The organism is Nonomuraea jiangxiensis (genome assembly GCF_900099965.1).
Lineage (GTDB): Bacteria > Actinomycetota > Actinomycetes > Streptosporangiales > Streptosporangiaceae > Nonomuraea > Nonomuraea jiangxiensis.
In genome coordinates, this window is record NZ_FNDJ01000002.1 from 623,179 (window position 1) to 641,717 (window position 18,539).

The following is an 18,539-nucleotide window of genomic DNA, read 5'->3' on the forward strand; positions in this document are numbered from 1 at the left end:
CCTTAATTGATCTCTTGGAAGGCCGTTCATGCGCCTGGGACAGTTCGTCGTCGACGTCGCCCCTCTTCGCGCCAGCCGCGACTTCAGGTTCGCCTTCGCCGCCCGCCTGGTCTCCCTCCTGGGCGTCGGCGTGACCGGGGTCGCGCTGGCGGTGCAGGTCTTCGACCTGACCGGCTCGTCCTTGCACGTGGCCCTGGTGAGCCTGGCGCTCGGCGGGCCGCTGCTGGCCGGCACCCTGGCCGGCGGCGTGCTGGCCGACCGGCTGGACAGGCGGCGGCTCGTCGTCTGGTCACGGGTGATCGCCGCGGCCGGGTTCGCGGGCCTGGGACTCAACGCGCTGCTGCCCGAGCCGGAACTCTGGGCCCTGTACGGCTGCGCGGCCCTCATCGGCCTGGCCGACGGGCTCAGCGAGACCGCGCTGATGGCGGTCACCCCCGCGCTGGTGGGCCGGGAACGGCTGGCCGCCGCCGAGGCGCTCACCTCCATCACCACGCAGCTCGGCACCGTGGCGGGCCCGTCGCTGGGCGGCCTGCTCATCGCCGGTCCAGGACTGGCGGCGTGCTTCTGGCTCACGACGCTCACCACGGCCGTCACGATCGTGCTGCTCTGCCGGATGCGGCCACTGCCCCCGGCGGGGGAGGCGGCCGACCGGCACCCGCTGCGGGCCCTCGCGGACGGGGCACGCTACGCCCTGCGCAACCGGCTGATCTCCGGGCTGATCCTGCTCGACCTCAGCGGCACGCTGTTCGCCATGCCGTACGCCGTCTTCCCCGAGCTGGTCGCCGGGCGGTTCGAGGGCAACGCGGCGGTGCTGGGCCTCCTCTACAGCGCGCCCGCGACGGGTGCGCTGCTCACGGCGCTGACCAGCGGCTGGGTGGCCGGGGTGCGCCGGCCCGGTCGCTGGCTGATCGGGTCCGTCGCGCTGTGGGGGCTGGCGATGGTGGGCTTCGGGCTGAGCGGGGAGCTCTGGAAGGGACTGCTCTTCCTGGCTGTCTCGGGAGCGGGCCAGGTGGTCTCCGAGGTGCTGGCCGGGGCGTTGCTGCAGGGCAACACCCCGGACGAGCTGCTCGGGCGGGTGAGCAGCCTGTGGCTGGCCGAGGCCACGGTGGGCCCGGCGGTGGGCAACCTGATCGCGGGCGGGCTGGCCAGGGTGTCGTCCCCGGCCGGCGCGGTGGTCGCGGGCGGCCTGGCCTGCGTGGCGGCGGTGGCCCTGCTGGCTCTCGCCGTGCCGGAGCTCCGCCGCGCCCGCCCGCTCACCACCGGCGATCCCGTGCCGTGACGCGGCCGATCAGGTGCCGTGGCGCGGCCGAGCGGGTGCCGTGACGCGGCCGATCAGGTGCCGTGACGCGGCCGAGCGGGTGCCGTGACACGGCCGGTCCCGTGCCGTGAGGCGCGGTCAGGTGCCGTGACGGGCGGTCAGGTGCCGTGACGGGCGGTCAGGTGCCGTGACGGGCGGTCGGGTGCCGTCCATGGCCCGCGCCAGGCCGGCCGGGCGCATGTCCGTCCAGTGCGTGTCGACGTATTCCAGGCACGAGTCACGCGCCGCCGGGCCGTGCACGGCGTGCCACCCCTCGGGCACCGGCATCCAGGCCGGCCACAGGGAATGCTGGTTCTCGTCGTTGACGACGACGAGATAGTCGGATTCGGGGTCTTCGAACGGGTTCGTCATGTCAGCTTCTCCTTCACGATCCGGGCGATGTGGGCGAGCGGCCCCGGGTCGGCCAGCTCGAAGTGCTCGCAGTTGACGGTGTGGTTCTCGATGGCGCCGCCGATGTGGGGGCGCCACCGGGACACGTCCAGCCCCGAGCCGTCCTTGTCCGCGCCCGCCGTGACGAACAGCAGGTCGCCGTCGAAGTGGGGAGGCCGGGTCCGGATGAGGCGTTCGGCGTTGAGGGCGACGTCGATCATCGCGGTGACCGTCGACTCCTCCAGCTCGGCCATCGGCCCTCCGCCCGCGCGCAGGTAACGTACGACGCGCCGCCGGTCGAGCGTGCCACGCGCGGTCTGTCCCGCCAGGCGCAGCAGGAAACGCAGAGCGTCCTGCTCGTCGTCGCCGCTCTCCGGCTCCTCGCCGGGCAGCAGCGGGTACGCGTCCAGCACGGCCAGCAACTCCACCCGCTCGCCCTCCTGCCGCAGCATGGCGGCCATGGCATGCGCGACGACCCCGCCGAACGACCACCCCAGCAGCCGGTACGCCCCAGCCGGCTGCACCGTGCGGATGGCCGCGACGTACTCGGCGGCCATCTCGTCCAGACTGCCGGGAAGCGCACCCGATCCGGCCGGACCGCCGGGAAGCGGACCGGCCAGGCCGCGCGCCTGCAGGCCGTAGACCGGCAGGTCCAGCAGCCCGGCCAGGCCGGTGAAGCACCAGGCGAGCCCGAACAGCGGATGCACGCAGAACAGGGGTGCTCCGTCCCCGCCGGTCCTGATGGGCAGCAGCACGTCCAGGGCGTGCCCGGGGCGGTAGGGGGAGACCACCCGCTCGGCGAGCGCCGCCGCCGTCGGTGCCTCGAAGACGGTCCCGACCGGCAGCCGCACCCCGAATTCGGCCCCGATCCTGTTGATCAGCGTCGCGGCGAGCAGCGAGTGACCGCCCAGCTCGAAGAAGCTCTCGTCGGGGCGGGGCAGGGGGACACCGAGCACGTCAGCGAACAGTTCGCACAGCCCGGCCTCGACCCCGGAGATCCCGGCGGCTCCGGAAATCCCGGTGACCGCCGATCCCGCGTGGCCCGGCGCCGCGGCGTGCCCGGCCGTCTGGGGCGCCGCGTGGCCCGGTGCCGTGGCGTGCCCGGCCGTCTGGGGCGCCGCGTGGCCCGGTGCCGTGACCTGCCCGGCCGCCTCGGACGTCGCGTGGCCCGGCGTCGCGGGGAGCCGCTGCCATGCCGCCCGTTCGATCGGCTCCACCCCGAGTCCGCTCAGCCGGGTGTCCGGCTCGCGGGCCACCGCGTCCAGCAGGTCCGCCAGGGAGGCGGCGATCCGCTCCGCCGCGTCCCGGCTGAACAGGTCGGTACGGTACTCGATCGCCCCGTCGCCCTCCTCCGACACCGCCACCGCCAGGTCGAACTTGGCGGTGCCCGTGCTGTCCGCCTCCTCGGGCAGCACGGCGACGCCCGCCAGCGGGTCGAGCGGTCGCGCGGCCGGATGGTAGGCGACCATGACCTGGAACAGCGGGTGCCAGGCGGGCGACCTGACCGGGGCGACCGCCTGTACCACCTGGTCGAAGGGCACGTCGGCGTGCTCGAACGCGGCCAGGTCGGCCCGTCGTACGCGGTCGAGGAGTTCGGCGAAGGTGGGGTCGCCGCCGGTGTCGGTACGCAGGACGAGGGTGTTGACGAAGAAGCCGACCAGACCGGCCAGGGCCTCGTCGGGCCGGCCGGCGACCGGGGTGCCGACGGCGACGTCCGTACCCGCGCCGAGACCGGTCAGCAGGGCCGCCACCGCCGCGTGCACCACCATGAACATCGTGACCCCGCGACCCCGGGCCAGCCCTGCCAGGGCGTCGCGGGTCCCGGCGGGCAGGTGGAAGGGCACCACGCCGCCCTCGGCGGTGGCCGCGGGCGGGCGGGGCAGGTCGTGCGGGAGCCGGGGGTGGGCGGGCAGGCCGTCGAGGGCCCGCCGCCAGAAGGCGAGCCCCTCCCGTTCCTCGGTCTCCTGCTGCCAGCGGGCGTAGTCGGCGTACTGCACGGGCAGCGGCTCCCAGTCCGGCGCCCGGCCTGCCACGCGCGCCCGGTAGGCGGCGGCCAGGTCGGTCCAGAACGGGCCGATCGACCACTCGTCGCAGGCGATGTGGTGCGTCAGGACGAGCAGTACGTGCTCGCCCGGCCCGGCGGGGTGCAGCCAGGCCCGGATGGGCAGCTCGCCGGCCAGGTCGAACGGGTGGTCCGGGCGGCCGGGACCGGAGCCGAAGGCCAGCCGCGCCCGCGCCTCGGCGGGATCGAGGATCCGCTGATGGGGGCCGGCGTCGTCCTCGGCGACGAGCGTTCTGAGCACCTCGTGCCTGGTCACGACGTCGGCCAGGGCGGCATGGAGGGCGCCGGGGTCCAGCGGGCCGCGCAGCCGTACGGACAGGGGCACGTTGTAGGTGGCCGACGGGCCCTCCATGGTGTGCAGGAACCACAACCGCCGCTGCGCCGCCGACAGCGGGATCCGCGGCCCGCGCGGGCGCGCGACCAGCGCGGGCACAGTCCGCCTGCGGGCGGTGGCGAGCCTGGCCGCGAGCGCCGCGACGGTGGGGGCCTCGAAGACGTCCCGGATGGTCACGTTCCCGCCGAGCTCCGCGCGGATCCGGCTGACCAGGCGGACGGCCAGCAGCGAGTGCCCGCCGAGGTGGAAGAACTCCTCACCGACGCCGATGCCACTGCGGTCCAGCACCTCCTCGAAGATCGCCAGCAGCCGCGTCTCGACCGGACCGTCCGGCTCCCGCCGCACCGGCTCGGCCCGCCCACCGGGGTCACGGGTGGTGAAGTCGCCGGTGGCGGGCAGGTCCAGTTCCCCGATCCGCCGCCCGGGCGCGGCCACCACCTGCTCCAGCACCCGCAGCAGCCCGTCGGCGACGCGCTGCGCCGCCGCGTCCGCCAAGCGGTGCTCGATCGCGACCTCCAGCCGCTCATCCGTCTCGGTGAACGCGAAGGCCAGGTCGAACTTCGGCGCAGGCGGACCGGGCTCCGGCAGCACCTCCAGCGGCGCGGGCCCGGTCCGCTGGTAGGCCACCATGACCTGGAAGAGCGGGTTCTCCGCCGTCGAGCGGTCGGGGTTGACCGCTTCCACGACGCGTTCGAAGGGCGCCTCGGCATGCTCGAACGCGGCCAGGTCCGCCTCGCGTACCCGCCCGAGCAGCTCGGCGAAGCCGGGGTCGCCGCCGGTGTCGGTACGCAGGACGACAGTGTTGACGAAGAAGCCGATCAGGTCGGCCAGGGCCTCGTCGGGGCGTCCCGCGACCGGGGTGCCGATCGGTATGTCGGTGCCCGCTCCCAGCCGGGTCAGCAGCGCCGCCACCGCCGCGTGCAGCACCATGAACACGCTCGTGCCCGCGCGTGCGGCGAGTGCCGCCAGCGCGTCCCGGCCGGGCACCTCGCGGACCACCACGCCGCCCGGCCCTCCCGGCGGCAGCGGGATCCGGCCGGGCAGCCCGGCGAGGGTCCGCGTCCAGTACGCCAGTTGCGCCGGGAGGAGGGCGTCGAGCCGGTCGCGTTCCCACAGGGCGTGGTCGGCCACCTGCACGGGAAGCGGCGCGAACTCCGGCGCCCGGCCCGCCGCCCGCGCCCGCACGGCGGCCGAGAGGTCGGCGAGCAGCGGCCCGGCCGACCACTCGTCGCACACGATGTGATGCATGACCAGCGTGAGCCGGTCCCCCTCCAGCCAGGCCCGCAGCGGCGGCCCGGCCGCCAGGTCGAAGACGTGCCCGAGCTCGGCGGGCCCGGCCTCGACCACGGGCTCCGCCGCGTCCAGCACCACCTGGTACGGCGTGCCGCCCTCCGCGCGGAAGACCGTACGCAGGATCTCGTGCCGCCGTACCACGTCGCCCAGCGCCACCGCGAGCACCGCCGGGTCGAGTGGTTCGGAGAGCCGTACCGCCAGCGGCACGTTGTAGGTGGCCGACCCCCCTTCCAGCTCGTGCAGGAACCAGAGCCGGAGCTGCGCGGACGACAACGGCACCCGCGCCGGACGAACCGCGGGCCGCAGGGCGGGAAGCCCGGAAGGAGCACCTGGGGAAGCGTCGCCGGCCGGGCCGAGTGCGGTGGCCAGGCCGGCGGCCGTGGGGCGGTCGAACAGCGTGCGCAACGACACCTCGGCGCCCAGCCGGGCCCGGACGCGGGCGATCACCTTCACCGCCAGCAGCGAGTGCCCGCCCAGGTGGAAGAAGTCGTCGTCGATGCCGACGGACTCCACGCCCAGCACTCCGGCCAGGACCTCGCACAACACCCGTTCGGTGGCCGTGCGCGGGGCCCTCGACCGGGCGGCCCGGCCTCCCGGCGCGGGCAGCGCCTTCCGGTCCACCTTGCCGTTGACCATCAGCGGCAGGGCGTCGAGCGTGACGAACGCGGCGGGCACCATGTAGTCGGGCAGCCTGGCCGCGGCGTACGCGCGCAGCGCCGCCGGATCGCTCTCCGCCCCCGTCACGTAGGCCACGAGCCGCCGGTCGCCCGGCCGGTCCTCCCGCGCGAGCACCGTGACCTCGCGCACGCCCGGGCAGCCCGACAGCACGGACTCGATCTCGCCCGGCTCGATCCGGAAGCCACGGATCTTGATCTGGCCGTCCGCCCGGCCGGCGAACTCGACCGCGCCGTCATCACGCCACCTGGCCAGGTCGCCGGTGCGGTACATGCGATCGCCCGGGGGCCCGTACGGGTCGGGCACGAACCGTTCGCCGGTCAGGCCTGGCCGGTCGAGGTAGCCGCGGGCCAGCCCGGCGCCCGCCACGTACAGCTCGCCGATGACCCCGGGCGGCACCGGGCGCAGGGCGCGGTCCAGGATGTAGACGCGCTTGCCCACGTCGGGATGGCCGATGGGCACGCTGGTCAGCGTGTCGAGGTCGCCGCCCGCCGCCCACAGGGTGGAGTTCACCATCGCCTCGGTCGGCCCGTAGGCGTCGAAGACGCGGTGCCGGCGGCCCCAGCGCCGGACCAGCTCGGGGGTGACCGTCTCGGTGCCCACCAGCAGCGTCGAACCGGCCGGCAGCGTGCAGTCCGGCGGCAGCGCGGACAGCAGCGCGGGCGGTAGGGCCAGGTGGGTGATCTGGTGGGCGGTGACGTATTCGGTCAGGTCGGGACCGGCGACCCGCCGCTCGGCGGGCACGACCACGAGCGTGGCACCGGTGCACAGCGCCATGGTCAGCTCCCAGAACGCCACGTCGAAACTGATCGAGGCGAACTGCAGCACCCTGCTGCCCGGCCCGACGCCGAACCGCGTGACAGCGGTGTCCACCAGCGCCCGCACGCCCGCATGCTCCAGGACGACACCCTTGGGCCGGCCGGTCGAGCCCGAGGTGTAGATGACGTAAACCGGATTGCGCGCCCCCGGCCCCCGCACCGCTCCCGCGACGCCGGGCTCCCGCAGGCGCGCCTCCGCCCCCACCGGGCCGCCGGGCAGGCCGTCCAGCGGATGGCGCGGCTCTGCCCCCACCAGACCGTCGGACAGGCGCGCCTCAGCCCCCACCAGACCGTCGGGCAGGTCGTCCAGCAGGAGTGGCGGCATGGGGACGTACCGGGAGGTTTCCCGGGTGGCCAGCAGCAGGGCCGGCCGGGCGTCGTCGAGCATCGACGCGATGCGCTCGGCGGGGTGGGCCGGGTCGATCGGCAGGTAGGCGGCGCCCGCCTTGGCCACCGCCAGCACGCCGACCACCATCCGCAGGTCACGCGGCAACGCGATCGCCACGATCCGCTCCGGGCCGGCGCCGCGCGCGGCGAGTACGGCGGCCAGGCGCTCCGCCCGCGCGTCCAGCTCCGCGTAGGTCAGCCGCTCGTCCTCGCAGACCGCCGCCACCGCCTCGGGCGTGGCTCTGACCTGCGCCTCGAACAGCTCAGGCAGGGTCAGGTACGGCTCGGCGGCGCCGGTGTCGTTCCACCCCGTGAGGATGGTCCGCAGCTCCTCCGGCGCGAGGATCGGGAGCTCGCTCAGCCGCGTACCCGGCTCCTCGGACACGTGGGCCAGCAGCCGTACCAGCATGCCGGCGAACCGCCCGGCCGCACCGTGCCGGTGCTCGACCAGGAGCTCCAGCCCGTCACCACGCTCGGTGAGGGTGACGCCGAGGTCGAACTTGGCCGGACCCGCCGGCGCGGGCTCCTCGACGGCGTCGAACCCGGCAGGCGTCCCCGGGGGCGTAGCGCCGGCCGGGTGATGGGCGACCGCCACCTGGAACAGCGGGTTCCCCTCGCCCCGGTCCGGGTTGACCGCCTCGACGACCTGGTCGAAGGGCACGTCCGCGTGGTCGAAGGCGGCCAGGTCGGTCCGCCGTACGCGGTCGAGGAGCTCGGTGAAGGTGGGGTCGCCGCCGGTGTCGGTACGCAGGACGAGGGTGTTGACGAAGAAGCCCACCAGGTCGGTCAGGGCCTCGTCCGGGCGTCCCGCGACGGGGGTGCCGATCGGCAGGTCGGTGCCGGCTCCCAGCCTGGTCAGCAGCGCCGCCACCGCCGCGTGCGCCACCATGAACATCGTGGCCCCACGGCCCCGGCCCAGCTCCGCCAGCGCCGCCCGCGATCCGGGGGAGAGGCTGACCGTGGCGGCGCCCTCGTCCCCGGTCCAGGCGGGCAGCTCCAGCCGCTCGGGCAGCCCGGCGAGCGCACCGGTCCAGTAGCCGAGCTGCCGGTCCATCAGCTCGCCCATGGCCTGCCGCTGCCAGAGCGCGTAGTCGGCGTACTGCACGGGCAGAGGCCGCCACTCCGGCGCCCGGCCCGCCGCCCGCGCCCGGTAGGCGGCGGTCAGGTCGGACAGGAGCGGTTCCAGCGACCACTCGTCGCAGGCGATGTGGTGCAGCAGCAGCGTCAGCCGGTCCGCCTCCAGCCACACCCGCAGCGGCGGTTCGGTGGCCAGGTCGAAGGGCCGGTCGAGGTCGGGCGGCCCGGCCTCCACGACCGGGACCGCCGCGTCGAGGATCACCTGGTAGGGCTCCCCGTCGTGCTCGCCGAACACCGTTCGCAGCACCTCGTGCCGGGCCGTCACGTCGCCCAGGGCCGGCCGCAGCACCTCGGCGTCCAGCCGCTCGCGCAGCCGCAGGATCAGCGGCACGGTGTAGGCGGCCGACGGGCCGTCGAGCTTGTGCAGGAACCACAACCGCCGCTGCGCGTGGGAGAGTGGCGGTCGGTCCGGACGGGGTCCGGCGGTCGGCGGCGCCACCGGCGCGGGCCGGTCCGCCGTGCCGAGCAGCCCGGAGAGCCCGGCGGCGGTCGGCGCGGCGAAGACGTCGGCCGGCGACACCTCGGCCGCCATGACCGACCTGATCCGGGCGGCGAGCCGCACGGCGAGCAGCGAGTGCCCGCCCAGCCGGAAGAAGTCGTCGTCCACGCCGACCTCGCGCAGCCCGAGCACCTCGGCGAACAACCGGCACAGGGTCCGCTCGGCCTCCGTACGGGGTCCGGCAGGACCGGCGGGAGCTTCGCCGGGCAGGCCGCGTACGGACGGTTCCCGCATCGGGTCCACCGTGAGCTCAGAGAGCGGCCGGTCGGGCCGGGCCGCCACCTGGCGGATCAGGTGGACCAGGCGGGCGGCGAGCCCCTCGGCGGTGGCGGCGTCGAACAGGTCGGTACGGAACTCCAGCCGCCCACCGCCCGCCCCGAACACGAACGTCAGGTCGAACTTGGCCACGGCCAGATCGAGCTCCTCGACGGCCGGGCCGGAGTCGTGCTCATAGGTCACCATCACCTGGAACAGCGGATGCCGTCCGGGCACACGAACCGGCCGCAACCCCTCCACCAGCAGGTCGAAGGGCATCTCGGCATGGTCGAAGGCGGCCAGGTCGGTCCGCCGCACCCGGTCGAGGAGTTCGGTGAAGGTGGGGTCGCCGCCGGTGTCGGTACGCAGGACGAGGGTGTTGACGAAGAAGCCCACCAGGTCACTCAGGGCCTCGTCCGGGCGTCCCGCGACCGGGGTGCCGATCGGCAGGTCGGTGCCCGCTCCCAGCCTGGTCAGCAGCGCCGCCACCGCCGCGTGCGCCACCATGAACGCCGTGCACCCGGAGCGGCGGGCCAGAGCGGCGATCGCGTCCCCCGGCAGCTCGAAGTCGATAGTGGCGCCGTGCCAGGCGGCCCGTTCCGGGAAGGGGCGGTCCACGGGCAGCGGCAGCTCGGGCGGCAGGCCGTCGAGCACCTGGCGCCAGTGGGCCAGCTCCCCGGCCAGCCGGCTGCCCGGGTCGTCCCGGTCGCCCAGCAGCTCGCGTTGCCAGAGCGCGTAGTCGGCGTACTGCACGGGCAGCGGCTCCCACCGCGGCGCCCGGCCCGCCAGCCGGGCCCGGTAGGCGGCGGTCAGGTCCGCCACGAGCGGCCGCAGGGACCACTCGTCGCCCGCCACGTGGTGCAGCAGCAGCGTCAGCCGGTCACCCTCCAGCCACACCCGCAGCGGCGGTTCGGCGGCCAGGTCGAAGACGTGCCCGAGCTCGGGCGGCCCGGCCTCGACGACCGGGCTCGCCTCGCCGAGGACCACCTGGTACGGCTCCCCGTCATGCTCGCCGAACACCGTCCGCAGCACCTCGTGCCTGGCCACCACGTCGCCCAGGGCCGACTCCAGCGCCGCGACGTCGGGGGGCCCGTCGAGGCGCAGGCCGAAGGGCATGTTGTAGGTGGCGGAGCCGCCCTCCAGCCGGTGCTGGAACCACAGGCGCCGCTGGGCGTACGACAGGGGCACCCGTACGGGGCGGTCCCTGGGGACGAGGGCGGGCCGGTCGGCCGCGACGCCGAGGCGTCCGCCCAGCTCGGCGACGGTGGGCGCGTCGAACAGCGTACGGACCCCCGCCGAGGCGCCCAGCTCCGACCTGATCCTGCTCACCAGCCGGGCCGCGAGCAGCGAGTGGCCGCCCAGCTCGAAGAAGTCGTCGTCGATCCCCACCCGCTCGGCACCGAGGACCTCGGCGAAGAGCGCGCACAGCCGCTCCTCCCTCGGGTCGCGCGGGCCCCGCCCGGCCCGGACCTGTTCGGGGGCGGGCAGGGCACGCCGGTCGATCTTCCCGTTGGGGAGCGAGGGCAGCTCGTCGAGCAGGACGTACGCGGAGGGGAGCAGGTGCCTCGGGAGCAGCGCCCTGGCGTGTTCGCGCAGCTCCCGCTCGCCGGCCTGCCCGCGAACGTAGGCGACCAGCCGCCGCCCGCCGGTCCCGGACTCGTGGACGGCCACCGCGGCCTGGCCGACCCGCGGGTGGGCGGCCAGCGCGGACTCGATCTCGCCCGGCTCGACGCGGAAGCCGCGGATCTTCACCTGGTCGTCGGCCCGCCCGGCGAACTCCAGCCGCCCTTCCCGCCACCGTGCCAGGTCTCCCGTCCGGTACATGCGGGCACCCGCCGGCCCGTACGGACACGCCACGAACCGTTCGGCGGTCAGCCCCGCTCGGCCCAGGTAGCCGCGGGCCAGCCCGGCCCCTGCCAGGTACAGCTCGCCGGTGACCCCGGGCGGCACCGGGCGCAGCATCCCGTCCAGGAGCAGCACGCGGACGCCGGGCACGGGCGCCGCGCCGCCGTCCTGCCGGCGTACGTAGGCGTCCACGGTGCACTCCGTGGGACCGTACAGGTCGCGGGCGACCACCCCGTCCAGCGCGCACAACCGCTCCCAGAGCGGGCCGGGCACCGCCTCCCCGCCCACCGCGACCACCGCCGGCCGGTGCGGGCCGTCCTCCAGCGCCGAGATCAGCGAGGCCAGGTACGACGGCGTCACGTCCACGTAGTCGATCCGGTGCTCGGCCACATAGGCCGCCAGCAGCCCGGGGTCCTGGTACGTGGCGTCGTCGAGCACGTGCAACTCGTGCCCGGCGAGCATCCACAGCAGCGGATCCACCGAGGCGTCGAACGAGAACGAGGCGCTGTGCGCCACCCGCAGCCGCCGCCCCACGGCCGCCTCTCCCGCGGCGATGACGTCCGCCTGGTGCGCGGCCAGCAGGTTGGCCACCGCCGCGTGCGTCACCACCACGCCCTTCGGCCTGCCGGTGGAACCGGAGGTGTAGATCACGTAAGCCGCGTTCCCTGGCAGCGGCGGCGTCGTGGCCCCGGCCGCGTCCCCGAGCTCGTCCAGCAGCACCAGCCGGTCACCCGCCACCGCCGGGAGGGACGGCGCGGTCGCCGAGTCGGTGACCACCACGGCCGCCCCGGCGTCGCCCAGCATGAGCGCGATCCGGTCCGCCGGGTACCCCAGGTCGACCGGCAGGTAGGCCGCGCCCGCCTGCCACACCGCCAGGATGGCCACGACCGTGTCGGGACCACGCGGCATGGCCAGCGCCACCACGTCCTCCGGCCCGATCCCCCGCGCCCCCAACACCCCGGCCAGCCGGTTCACCCGGCCCGCCAGCTCGGCGTAGGTCAGCGCCTGCCCCCGCCCGTCCACCACCGCCACCTCGTCCGGGGTGGCCGCGCACCGCTCCCGGAAGACCTCGGGCAGCGTCCGAGCAGGACCGGGCCCATGATCCGGGCCCGCCCAGGTCCGCAGCACCAGGTCACGCTCGTGCCGCTCCAGCAGGTGCAGCAGCCCGACCGGCCGCGCGGGATCGGCGGCCAGCTGCTCCAGCGCCCGGACCAGGCGCCCGGCGACGCGCTCCGCCTCGGCGGCGCCCATCGACCCTTCCCGGTAGGACAGCTCCAGGCGCAGCCGCTCGCCCGGACGCGCGCTGACCGTGAGCGGGTAGTGGGTGGCGTCCCGCTCCTCGATCCCCGCGACCGTCAGGCCGCCGCTGCCCGCCAGCCCGCTCGGCTGGTTCTCGAACAGCACCAGCGTGTCGAACAGCTCCCGCCCGCCCTGGATCTCGGCCAGCCCGAGATGCTGGTGCTCGATGAGCCGGGCGTGGGCGTCCCGCAGCCGGGCCAGGTGCTCGGCGACCGAGCCGCCGGGGCGCAGCCGCACCCGTACCGGCACGGTGTTGATGAACAGGCCGACCATGCGTTCGGACCCCGGCACCTCGGGCGGGCGGCCGGCGACGGTGACGCCGAACACCACGTCGTCCCGCCCGGTGAGCAGGCCGAGCACCAGCGCCCAGGCCGTCTGCACGACCATGCTCATGGTGGCCCGCGACTCCCGGGCCACCGCCGCCAGCCGGGCGGTCAGCTCGGCCGGCAGCTCGGTCACCACCTCGCGCGCCGCACCCACCGCCGCCCCGACCAGCAGGGCGGGCTCCTCGAACCCGGCCAGGTGCCCGCGCCAGGCCGCCCGCGCGGCCCCCTCGTCCCGCCCCGCCAGCCAGCCCAGGAAGTCCCGGTACGGCGGCGCGGGCGGCAGCTCGGCACCGCCGTACAGCTCGAACAGCTCCCGCAGCAGCAGATGCAGGGACCAGCCGTCCAGCACCAGGTGGTGGTTGGCCACGAGCAGAAGGTGCCGTTCGGGCGCCAGCCGGACCAGCGTGAAGCGCACCAGCGGGGGCGCCGTCAGGTCGAACGGGGTCCGCCGATCCTCCTCGACGACCTCGGCCACCCGGGCCGCGTCCGCCCTGTCGGCCAGGTCCACCTCACGCCAGCGCAGGGTGGCGCGGGTGGCGATGACCTGTACCGGCTGGCCGTTCCTGCGGCGGCGGAAGGCCCCGCGCAGGATGTCGTGGCGGCGCAGCAGGGCCTCCGCCGCCGCGCGCAGGGCCACGGCGTCCAGCGGGCCGCGCAGATCGAGGGTGGAGTGGACCGTGTACGGGTGGGCCTGGCCGTCCGCGGTGGTGTTCGGGGCGCTCCCGCCGTCCAAGGCGTGGAAGAGCAGTCCTTCCTGGAGCGGGGTGAGCGGCCAGACGTCCTGGACCTTCTTCACTTCAGGGGCGTTCAAGCCAGAGTCTCCTCGAACTCGTCGAGTTCTTCCTGGTCGACGGCGACCAGGAAGGGAGCGGAAGGGCTGATGGCGCCGAGCGCGGCGAGCCACAGCTCGGCCAGCTCGCGGACGACCGGCTCGGGCGCCACCCTCGGGGCGTACGTCCACGTGGCCCGCAGGGTCGGTCTCTCGGGGCCCGCGACCACGAGGGCATCGATCGTCAGGGGGTGCGCGAGCGGAAGGCCGGGATCGGCCAGGTCCAGGAAGTCTTCAGGGCCGAGGACCATGCTCCAGTCGCCGCCGTCGCCGGTGAACCTGCCGAGATGGTTGACGCAGATCCGCGGCCTGGGCAGGCGGGCCAGTGCCGGACCGGAGGCCGGGTCGAGGTGGCGGAGCAGGCCGTACCCCACGCCCTTGGCGGGGACGGCGCGCAACTGCCGCGCGACGCGGGCGAGCGCGTCGGCGCCGCCGTCCGGACCGGGGTCCAGGCGAAGGGGGGAGATGCTGGTGAACCAGCCCACCGTGCGGGACAGCTCCGCGCCGTCCACCAGGTCCTCCCGCCCGTGTCCCTCGATGTCGACCAGGACCTCGCGCCCGCCCGGCCTGCCGCGACGTGCCCGCTGCTCGCCCACGGCCGTGGCCAGCGCGGCGAGCACCATTTCGAGCGACACGTCGAGCCGCGCGGTCAGCGTGAAGCGGGCGGCGGTCGCGGCGGTGTCCAGCCGCGGATCGAGATCCCACGGCTCCGCCGCACCGGCCAGCGTCGCCTCCCAGAACGGCAGCTCGGCGCGGCGGTCGAGGGCGGGTAGCGCGCGGGCCCAGGTCCTGAACGACGTGGAGCGGGTCAGGGGCGTGCCTTCGTAGGCGTGGGCCAGGTCCTCGGCCAGCACCCGCCAGGACACGCCGTCCACGACGAGGTGGTGCGCCACCAGGTGCAGCAGACCGGACCTGGCCGGACCCGCGTCCAGCCGGACGGCCCGCAGCATCACCCCGTCCCGCGGCGCCAGCCCGGACCACGCCTCCGCCACCGCTTCCGCCGGGAGCTCGACTACCGCCGCGTGGGTGTCCGCCCGGAAGTCGCCCGCCGCGTGTGTGCCCCCAGGGAGGTCGCCGGTCGGATGGGTGTCACCAGGGAGGTCGTCCGCCGCGTGGGTGCCCGCAGGGAGGTCGCCGGCCGGGACCACGCGGAGCAGGGACGCGGCGGACACCGAGCCGGGCGGTGGGACCTCCAGCGTGTCGCCGGTCAGCCGGGCGCGGAGGAGGTCGTGGTGATCCAGCACCACCTGCAGGGCTCGGGTGAGACGGTCGCCGTCCACCCCCTGAGGCAGGCGCAGTGTCATCGACTGGGCGAAGTGGTCGATTTGCGGGCCGCGTTCCCGCAGCCAGCCCATGATCGGCGTGGCGGGAACGGCGCCGAGCGCCGACTCCTGGGGTTCGACGGACGCTCCCTCTCCGGCCACCGCCGCGAGGGCGCGGACCGTGCCCAGTTCGAGCACCTGGCGGGCGGTGATCGCCAGCCCGGCCCGGCGCGCCCGGCCGGTGAGGTGGAGCGCGAGGATGCTGTCCCCACCCAGCTCGAAGAAGTCGTCCGTCCGGCCCACCGACGGCAGCCGCAACACCTCGGCGAACAACCCCGCCAACGTCCCCTCCGCATCGACCGCCTCGGCGCGCACCTGCTCGGTCCCCTCCGCATCGACAACTCCGGCATGCGCCTTCGCTTCGGGCCGGGGTGCTGGCGTGGGCTCGGGGGCGGGCAACGCGCGGCGGTCGAGTTTGCCGCTGGCGGTCAGCGGCATCGCGTCCAGGGACACGAACACCGCGGGCACCATGTGGGCGGGCAGCCGCGCCGCGACGTGCTCGCGCAACCCGGCCGGATCCACCATCTCCGCACCAGCCCGAGGCGCCTCCGAGGGCGACGTCGCGACGGCCGGGACGATGTAGCCGACCAGCCGGATCACCCCGGGGCGGTCCTCCCGCGCGGTCACCGCCGCCTGGCGAACACCCGGATGCGCCGCCAGGACGGCCTCGACCTCGCCGGGCTCGACGCGGAACCCGCGGATCTTGATCTGGTCGTCGGCCCTGCCCGCGTACTCGACGACCCCGTCCGCCCGGCGGCGGGCCAGGTCACCGGTGCGGTACAGGCGCGACCCCGGCGGGCCGAACGGATCGGGTACGAACCGCCCCGCCGTCAGTCCCGGCCGCCGCAGGTAGCCGCGTGCCACCTGCACACCCCCGATGTACAGCTCGCCGTACGCGGCCGGACGCAGGTCCCGGTCCAGCACGTGGATGGTGGTGTTCCAGACCGGCCGCCCGATCGGCACCGGCCCCTCCGCCCCCGGGAGGCACCGCCAGTACGTCACGTCCACCGCCGCCTCGGTCGGCCCGTACAGATTGTGCAGTTCACACCCCGGCAGGACGGCGTGGAAGTCCGCGGCCAGATCCGCGGGCAACGCCTCGCCGCTGCAGATCACCCTGCGCAGCCCCGTGCACCCGGCGGCCTCGGGGTCGGCCAGGAACGCGCGCAGCATCGACGGTACGAAGTGCACGGTCGTGACCCGTTCCCGCTGGATCAGGCCGGCCAGGTAGGCGGCGTCACGGTGCCCGCCCGGCTCGGCCACCACCAGCGTGGCCCCGGTGACCAGCGGCCAGAAGAACTCCCACACCGACACGTCGAAGCTGGACGGCGTCTTCTGCAGCACCCGGTCCGCGCCGGTCAGGCCGTACTCCGCCTGCATCCACCGGATCCGGTTGACGATGGCCTCGTGCGAGACCACGACCCCCTTGGGACGCCCGGTGGAACCGGAGGTGTAGATGACGTACGCCGGATGGCGCGGGTCCACCCGCGTCCCGGCCTCGGCCCGCGCGGCCGGGTCGAGGGTGACGGCACGCAATGTCACCACGGGCTCGGCGTCGGCCAGCATGAAGGCGACCCGCTCCGCCGGATAGCCCGGATCCACCGGCAGGTAGGCGGCCCCCGCCTTGAGCACCGCGACCAGCGCGACGACGAGCTCGGCCGAGCGCGGCAGCGCGACCGCGACGATCCGCTCGGGGCCCGCCCCGCGCTCGCGCAGCCGTGCGGCCAGGCCCGACGCGGCCCTGTCCAGCTCGGCGTAGGTCAGCGTGACGTCGCGGAACCGCACGGCGGGCGCGTCAGGGGTCGCCGCCGCCTGCGCCTCGATCAGTTCGGTCAGCGTCACCGCACCGGCTCCAGGATCGCGGCCGACAGGGAGCTCGCGATCTCTCCCGCCCGGACGGCCGTGGTGGACAGCAGCGTGGAGGTCAGGCCGTGGCTGTGCTCGGTGGCGCCCTGGAGGTAGATGCCGCAGGACAACTCCGGCACCGTACGCACCCGGTGGTCGCGCCCGACCAGCAGCTCGCCGTGCTCGTCACGCAGGCAGAACCGCCCGGCCGCGCCGAGCAGGTCCAGCGGTTCCACCGGCCGGTACCCGGTCGCGTAGACCACCACGTCCGCGCGCAGCGCCTCGACCTCACCCGTGACCAGGGACTGGACGTGGACGCTCACCCCGTCGGAGTGGCTCTCCAGGCCCACGGCGCGGGACAGGTTCATGACGCGCAGCCGCTGAGCCCCGGCCACCTTCTCCCGGTAGGCGCGCCGGAACAGCTCCTGGAGCAGGTCGAGGTCCACGACCGAGTAGTTGGTGTTCGCGTGGTAGTCCTTGATCATGCGCTTGACGTCGTGCGGGGCGTCGTAGAAGCGGTCCACGGCGACGGGGTCGAAGACGCTGTTGGCGAAGGGGCTGTCGTCGGCCGGGCTGTAGCCGTACCGGGAAAAGACCGCGCAGACCTCGGCGGCGGGGAAGCGGGTGTGCAGGTGCTCGACCACCTCGGCCGCGCTCTGGCCCGCGCCGACCACCACGAACCTGCGCGGCCGCTCGACGCTCAGCTCCGCCAGCCGGTACATCAGCTCCTGGCTGTGCCACACCCGCTCGCCCGCGACGATCCCGGCGGGCAGCACGGGCCGGAGCCCGGCGGCCAGCACGACGTTGCGTGCCCGGTAGGTGGTCAGCTCGCCGCGCTGCACGACGATGTCCAGCTCGCGGACCTCGCCGTCCGCCTCCACCGGGCGGATGGTGACCACCTCCGCGCCGTAGCGGACCTGCCGCTCGAAACGCGCGGCCGCCCACGCGAGATAGTCGTGGAACTCCACCCGCGTGGGATACATGCTCTTCTGGTTGATGAAGTCGGCCAGCCGGCCCTGGGCGTGCAGGTAGCTGACAAAGCTGTACGGGCTGGCGGGGTTGCGCATGGTGACCAGGTCCTTGAGGAAGGACACCTGCATGGTGGCACCCTCGATCAACATGCCCCGGTGCCAGCCGAACGCCTCCTGCTTCTCCAGGAAGACCGCGGACAACCCGGGAGCCGGATCAGGGGATCCGGCCTCCGCCAGGGCGATCGCCAGGGCGAGGTTGGACGGGCCGAAACCGATCCCGACGAGGTCGAAGACGGGGGTCACCACTGGGGCACGTCCTCCTGGGCGCGCGGATACACCATCAGGGCGGCCGTCTTGTGCGGCATCGTGACCTCTCCCGCCCGGACGAACCCGGCCGCGGCGAACGCCCGCAGCGAGGCGTCGTTGCGGACGTTCGGCTCCGCGACGACCCGGGTGCACTCCGGCTCGGTCTCCAGCAGTCCCACGGCGACCGACCGCAACAGGGCCCGGCCGAGACCGCGGCCGAGGTTCTCCCGCGCGCCGATGGCGATGTGCACGCCCAGGTCCTGCGGCCGGTACGGGTACAGCGGCGCCAGCCTGTCCCGCAGCACCCGGTAGAGCTCCAGGTAGGCGACCGGCTCACCGTCCAGCGACGCGAGGCACGGCCGCGAGTGCGCACCGGCGGCCTGCCGGGCGATCTCCTCCGCCCACCGCTCGTACGGCCAGGCCTGGTCCCACGGTTCGGCGACGTGCGGCCGGTTCATCCAGTCGCAGACCAGGGCGACTCCGTCGGTGCCCGGCTCGATCACCGTGATGCGCCATTCGCCCACCCTCGGGGGAATGGGGGGCGCGCCGATGTCCTGCAGGTGTGAGGGTTGCTGGCTCACTCATCCTCCGCAATAGTTAGGTTTGCCTAACCTAAATTGGCGCCATGCCTAACTAAGCATCGGATCCGCGA

Annotated in this window: 6 protein-coding genes; 1 reads left to right on the forward strand and 5 read right to left on the reverse strand. The window is 74.8% G+C overall.

Annotation, left to right across the window (positions count from 1 at the left end):
- Positions 1-28 precede the first annotated feature (28 nt).
- Positions 29-1,279, forward strand: coding sequence for an enterobactin transporter EntS (gene entS / locus BLS95_RS06115; RefSeq protein WP_090929835.1), 1,251 nt, complete (start codon positions 29-31; stop codon positions 1,277-1,279).
- Positions 1,280-1,396: 117 nt separating this feature from the next.
- On the opposite strand, the gene BLS95_RS06120 is transcribed toward entS, so the two are convergent.
- Genes BLS95_RS06120 through BLS95_RS06140 form a run of 5 tightly spaced genes read right to left on the reverse strand, consistent with a single transcriptional unit; the run spans position 1,397 to position 18,468 of the window.
- Positions 1,397-1,669: an MbtH family protein gene (locus tag BLS95_RS06120; RefSeq protein WP_090929836.1), complete on the reverse strand. Its 273-nt coding sequence runs from the start codon at positions 1,667-1,669 to the stop codon at positions 1,397-1,399.
- Positions 1,666-13,428, reverse strand: coding sequence for a non-ribosomal peptide synthetase (locus BLS95_RS06125; RefSeq protein WP_176993030.1), 11,763 nt, complete (start codon positions 13,426-13,428; stop codon positions 1,666-1,668). Before BLS95_RS06125 ends, BLS95_RS06120 begins: the two co-directional genes overlap by 4 nt.
- Positions 13,425-16,607 carry a non-ribosomal peptide synthetase gene (locus tag BLS95_RS06130; RefSeq protein WP_090929838.1) on the reverse strand — a complete coding sequence of 1,061 codons (3,183 nt, stop codon included), beginning with the start codon at positions 16,605-16,607 and terminating at the stop codon, positions 13,425-13,427. The genes BLS95_RS06125 and BLS95_RS06130 overlap by 4 nt, the downstream gene beginning before the upstream one ends.
- The gene (locus BLS95_RS06135; protein ID WP_090929839.1) at positions 16,604-17,887 is read right to left on the reverse strand and encodes a lysine N(6)-hydroxylase/L-ornithine N(5)-oxygenase family protein; all 1,284 of its coding nucleotides are present in this window, start codon (positions 17,885-17,887) and stop codon (positions 16,604-16,606) included. Before BLS95_RS06135 ends, BLS95_RS06130 begins: the two co-directional genes overlap by 4 nt.
- Complete coding sequence (locus BLS95_RS06140; RefSeq protein ID WP_090929840.1) at positions 17,881-18,468, reverse strand: GNAT family N-acetyltransferase; 588 nt, start codon at positions 18,466-18,468, stop codon at positions 17,881-17,883. The genes BLS95_RS06135 and BLS95_RS06140 overlap by 7 nt, the downstream gene beginning before the upstream one ends.
- Positions 18,469-18,539: the final 71 nt, after the last annotated feature.

Excerpts from the sequence above, each read along its gene's own strand:
- entS (WP_090929835.1), top strand. The coding sequence starts at position 29 with ATGCGCCTGGGACAGTTCGTCGTCGACGTCGCCCCTCTTCGCGCCAGC.
- BLS95_RS06120 (WP_090929836.1), bottom strand. The coding sequence starts at position 1,669 with ATGACGAACCCGTTCGAAGACCCCGAATCCGACTATCTCGTCGTCGTC.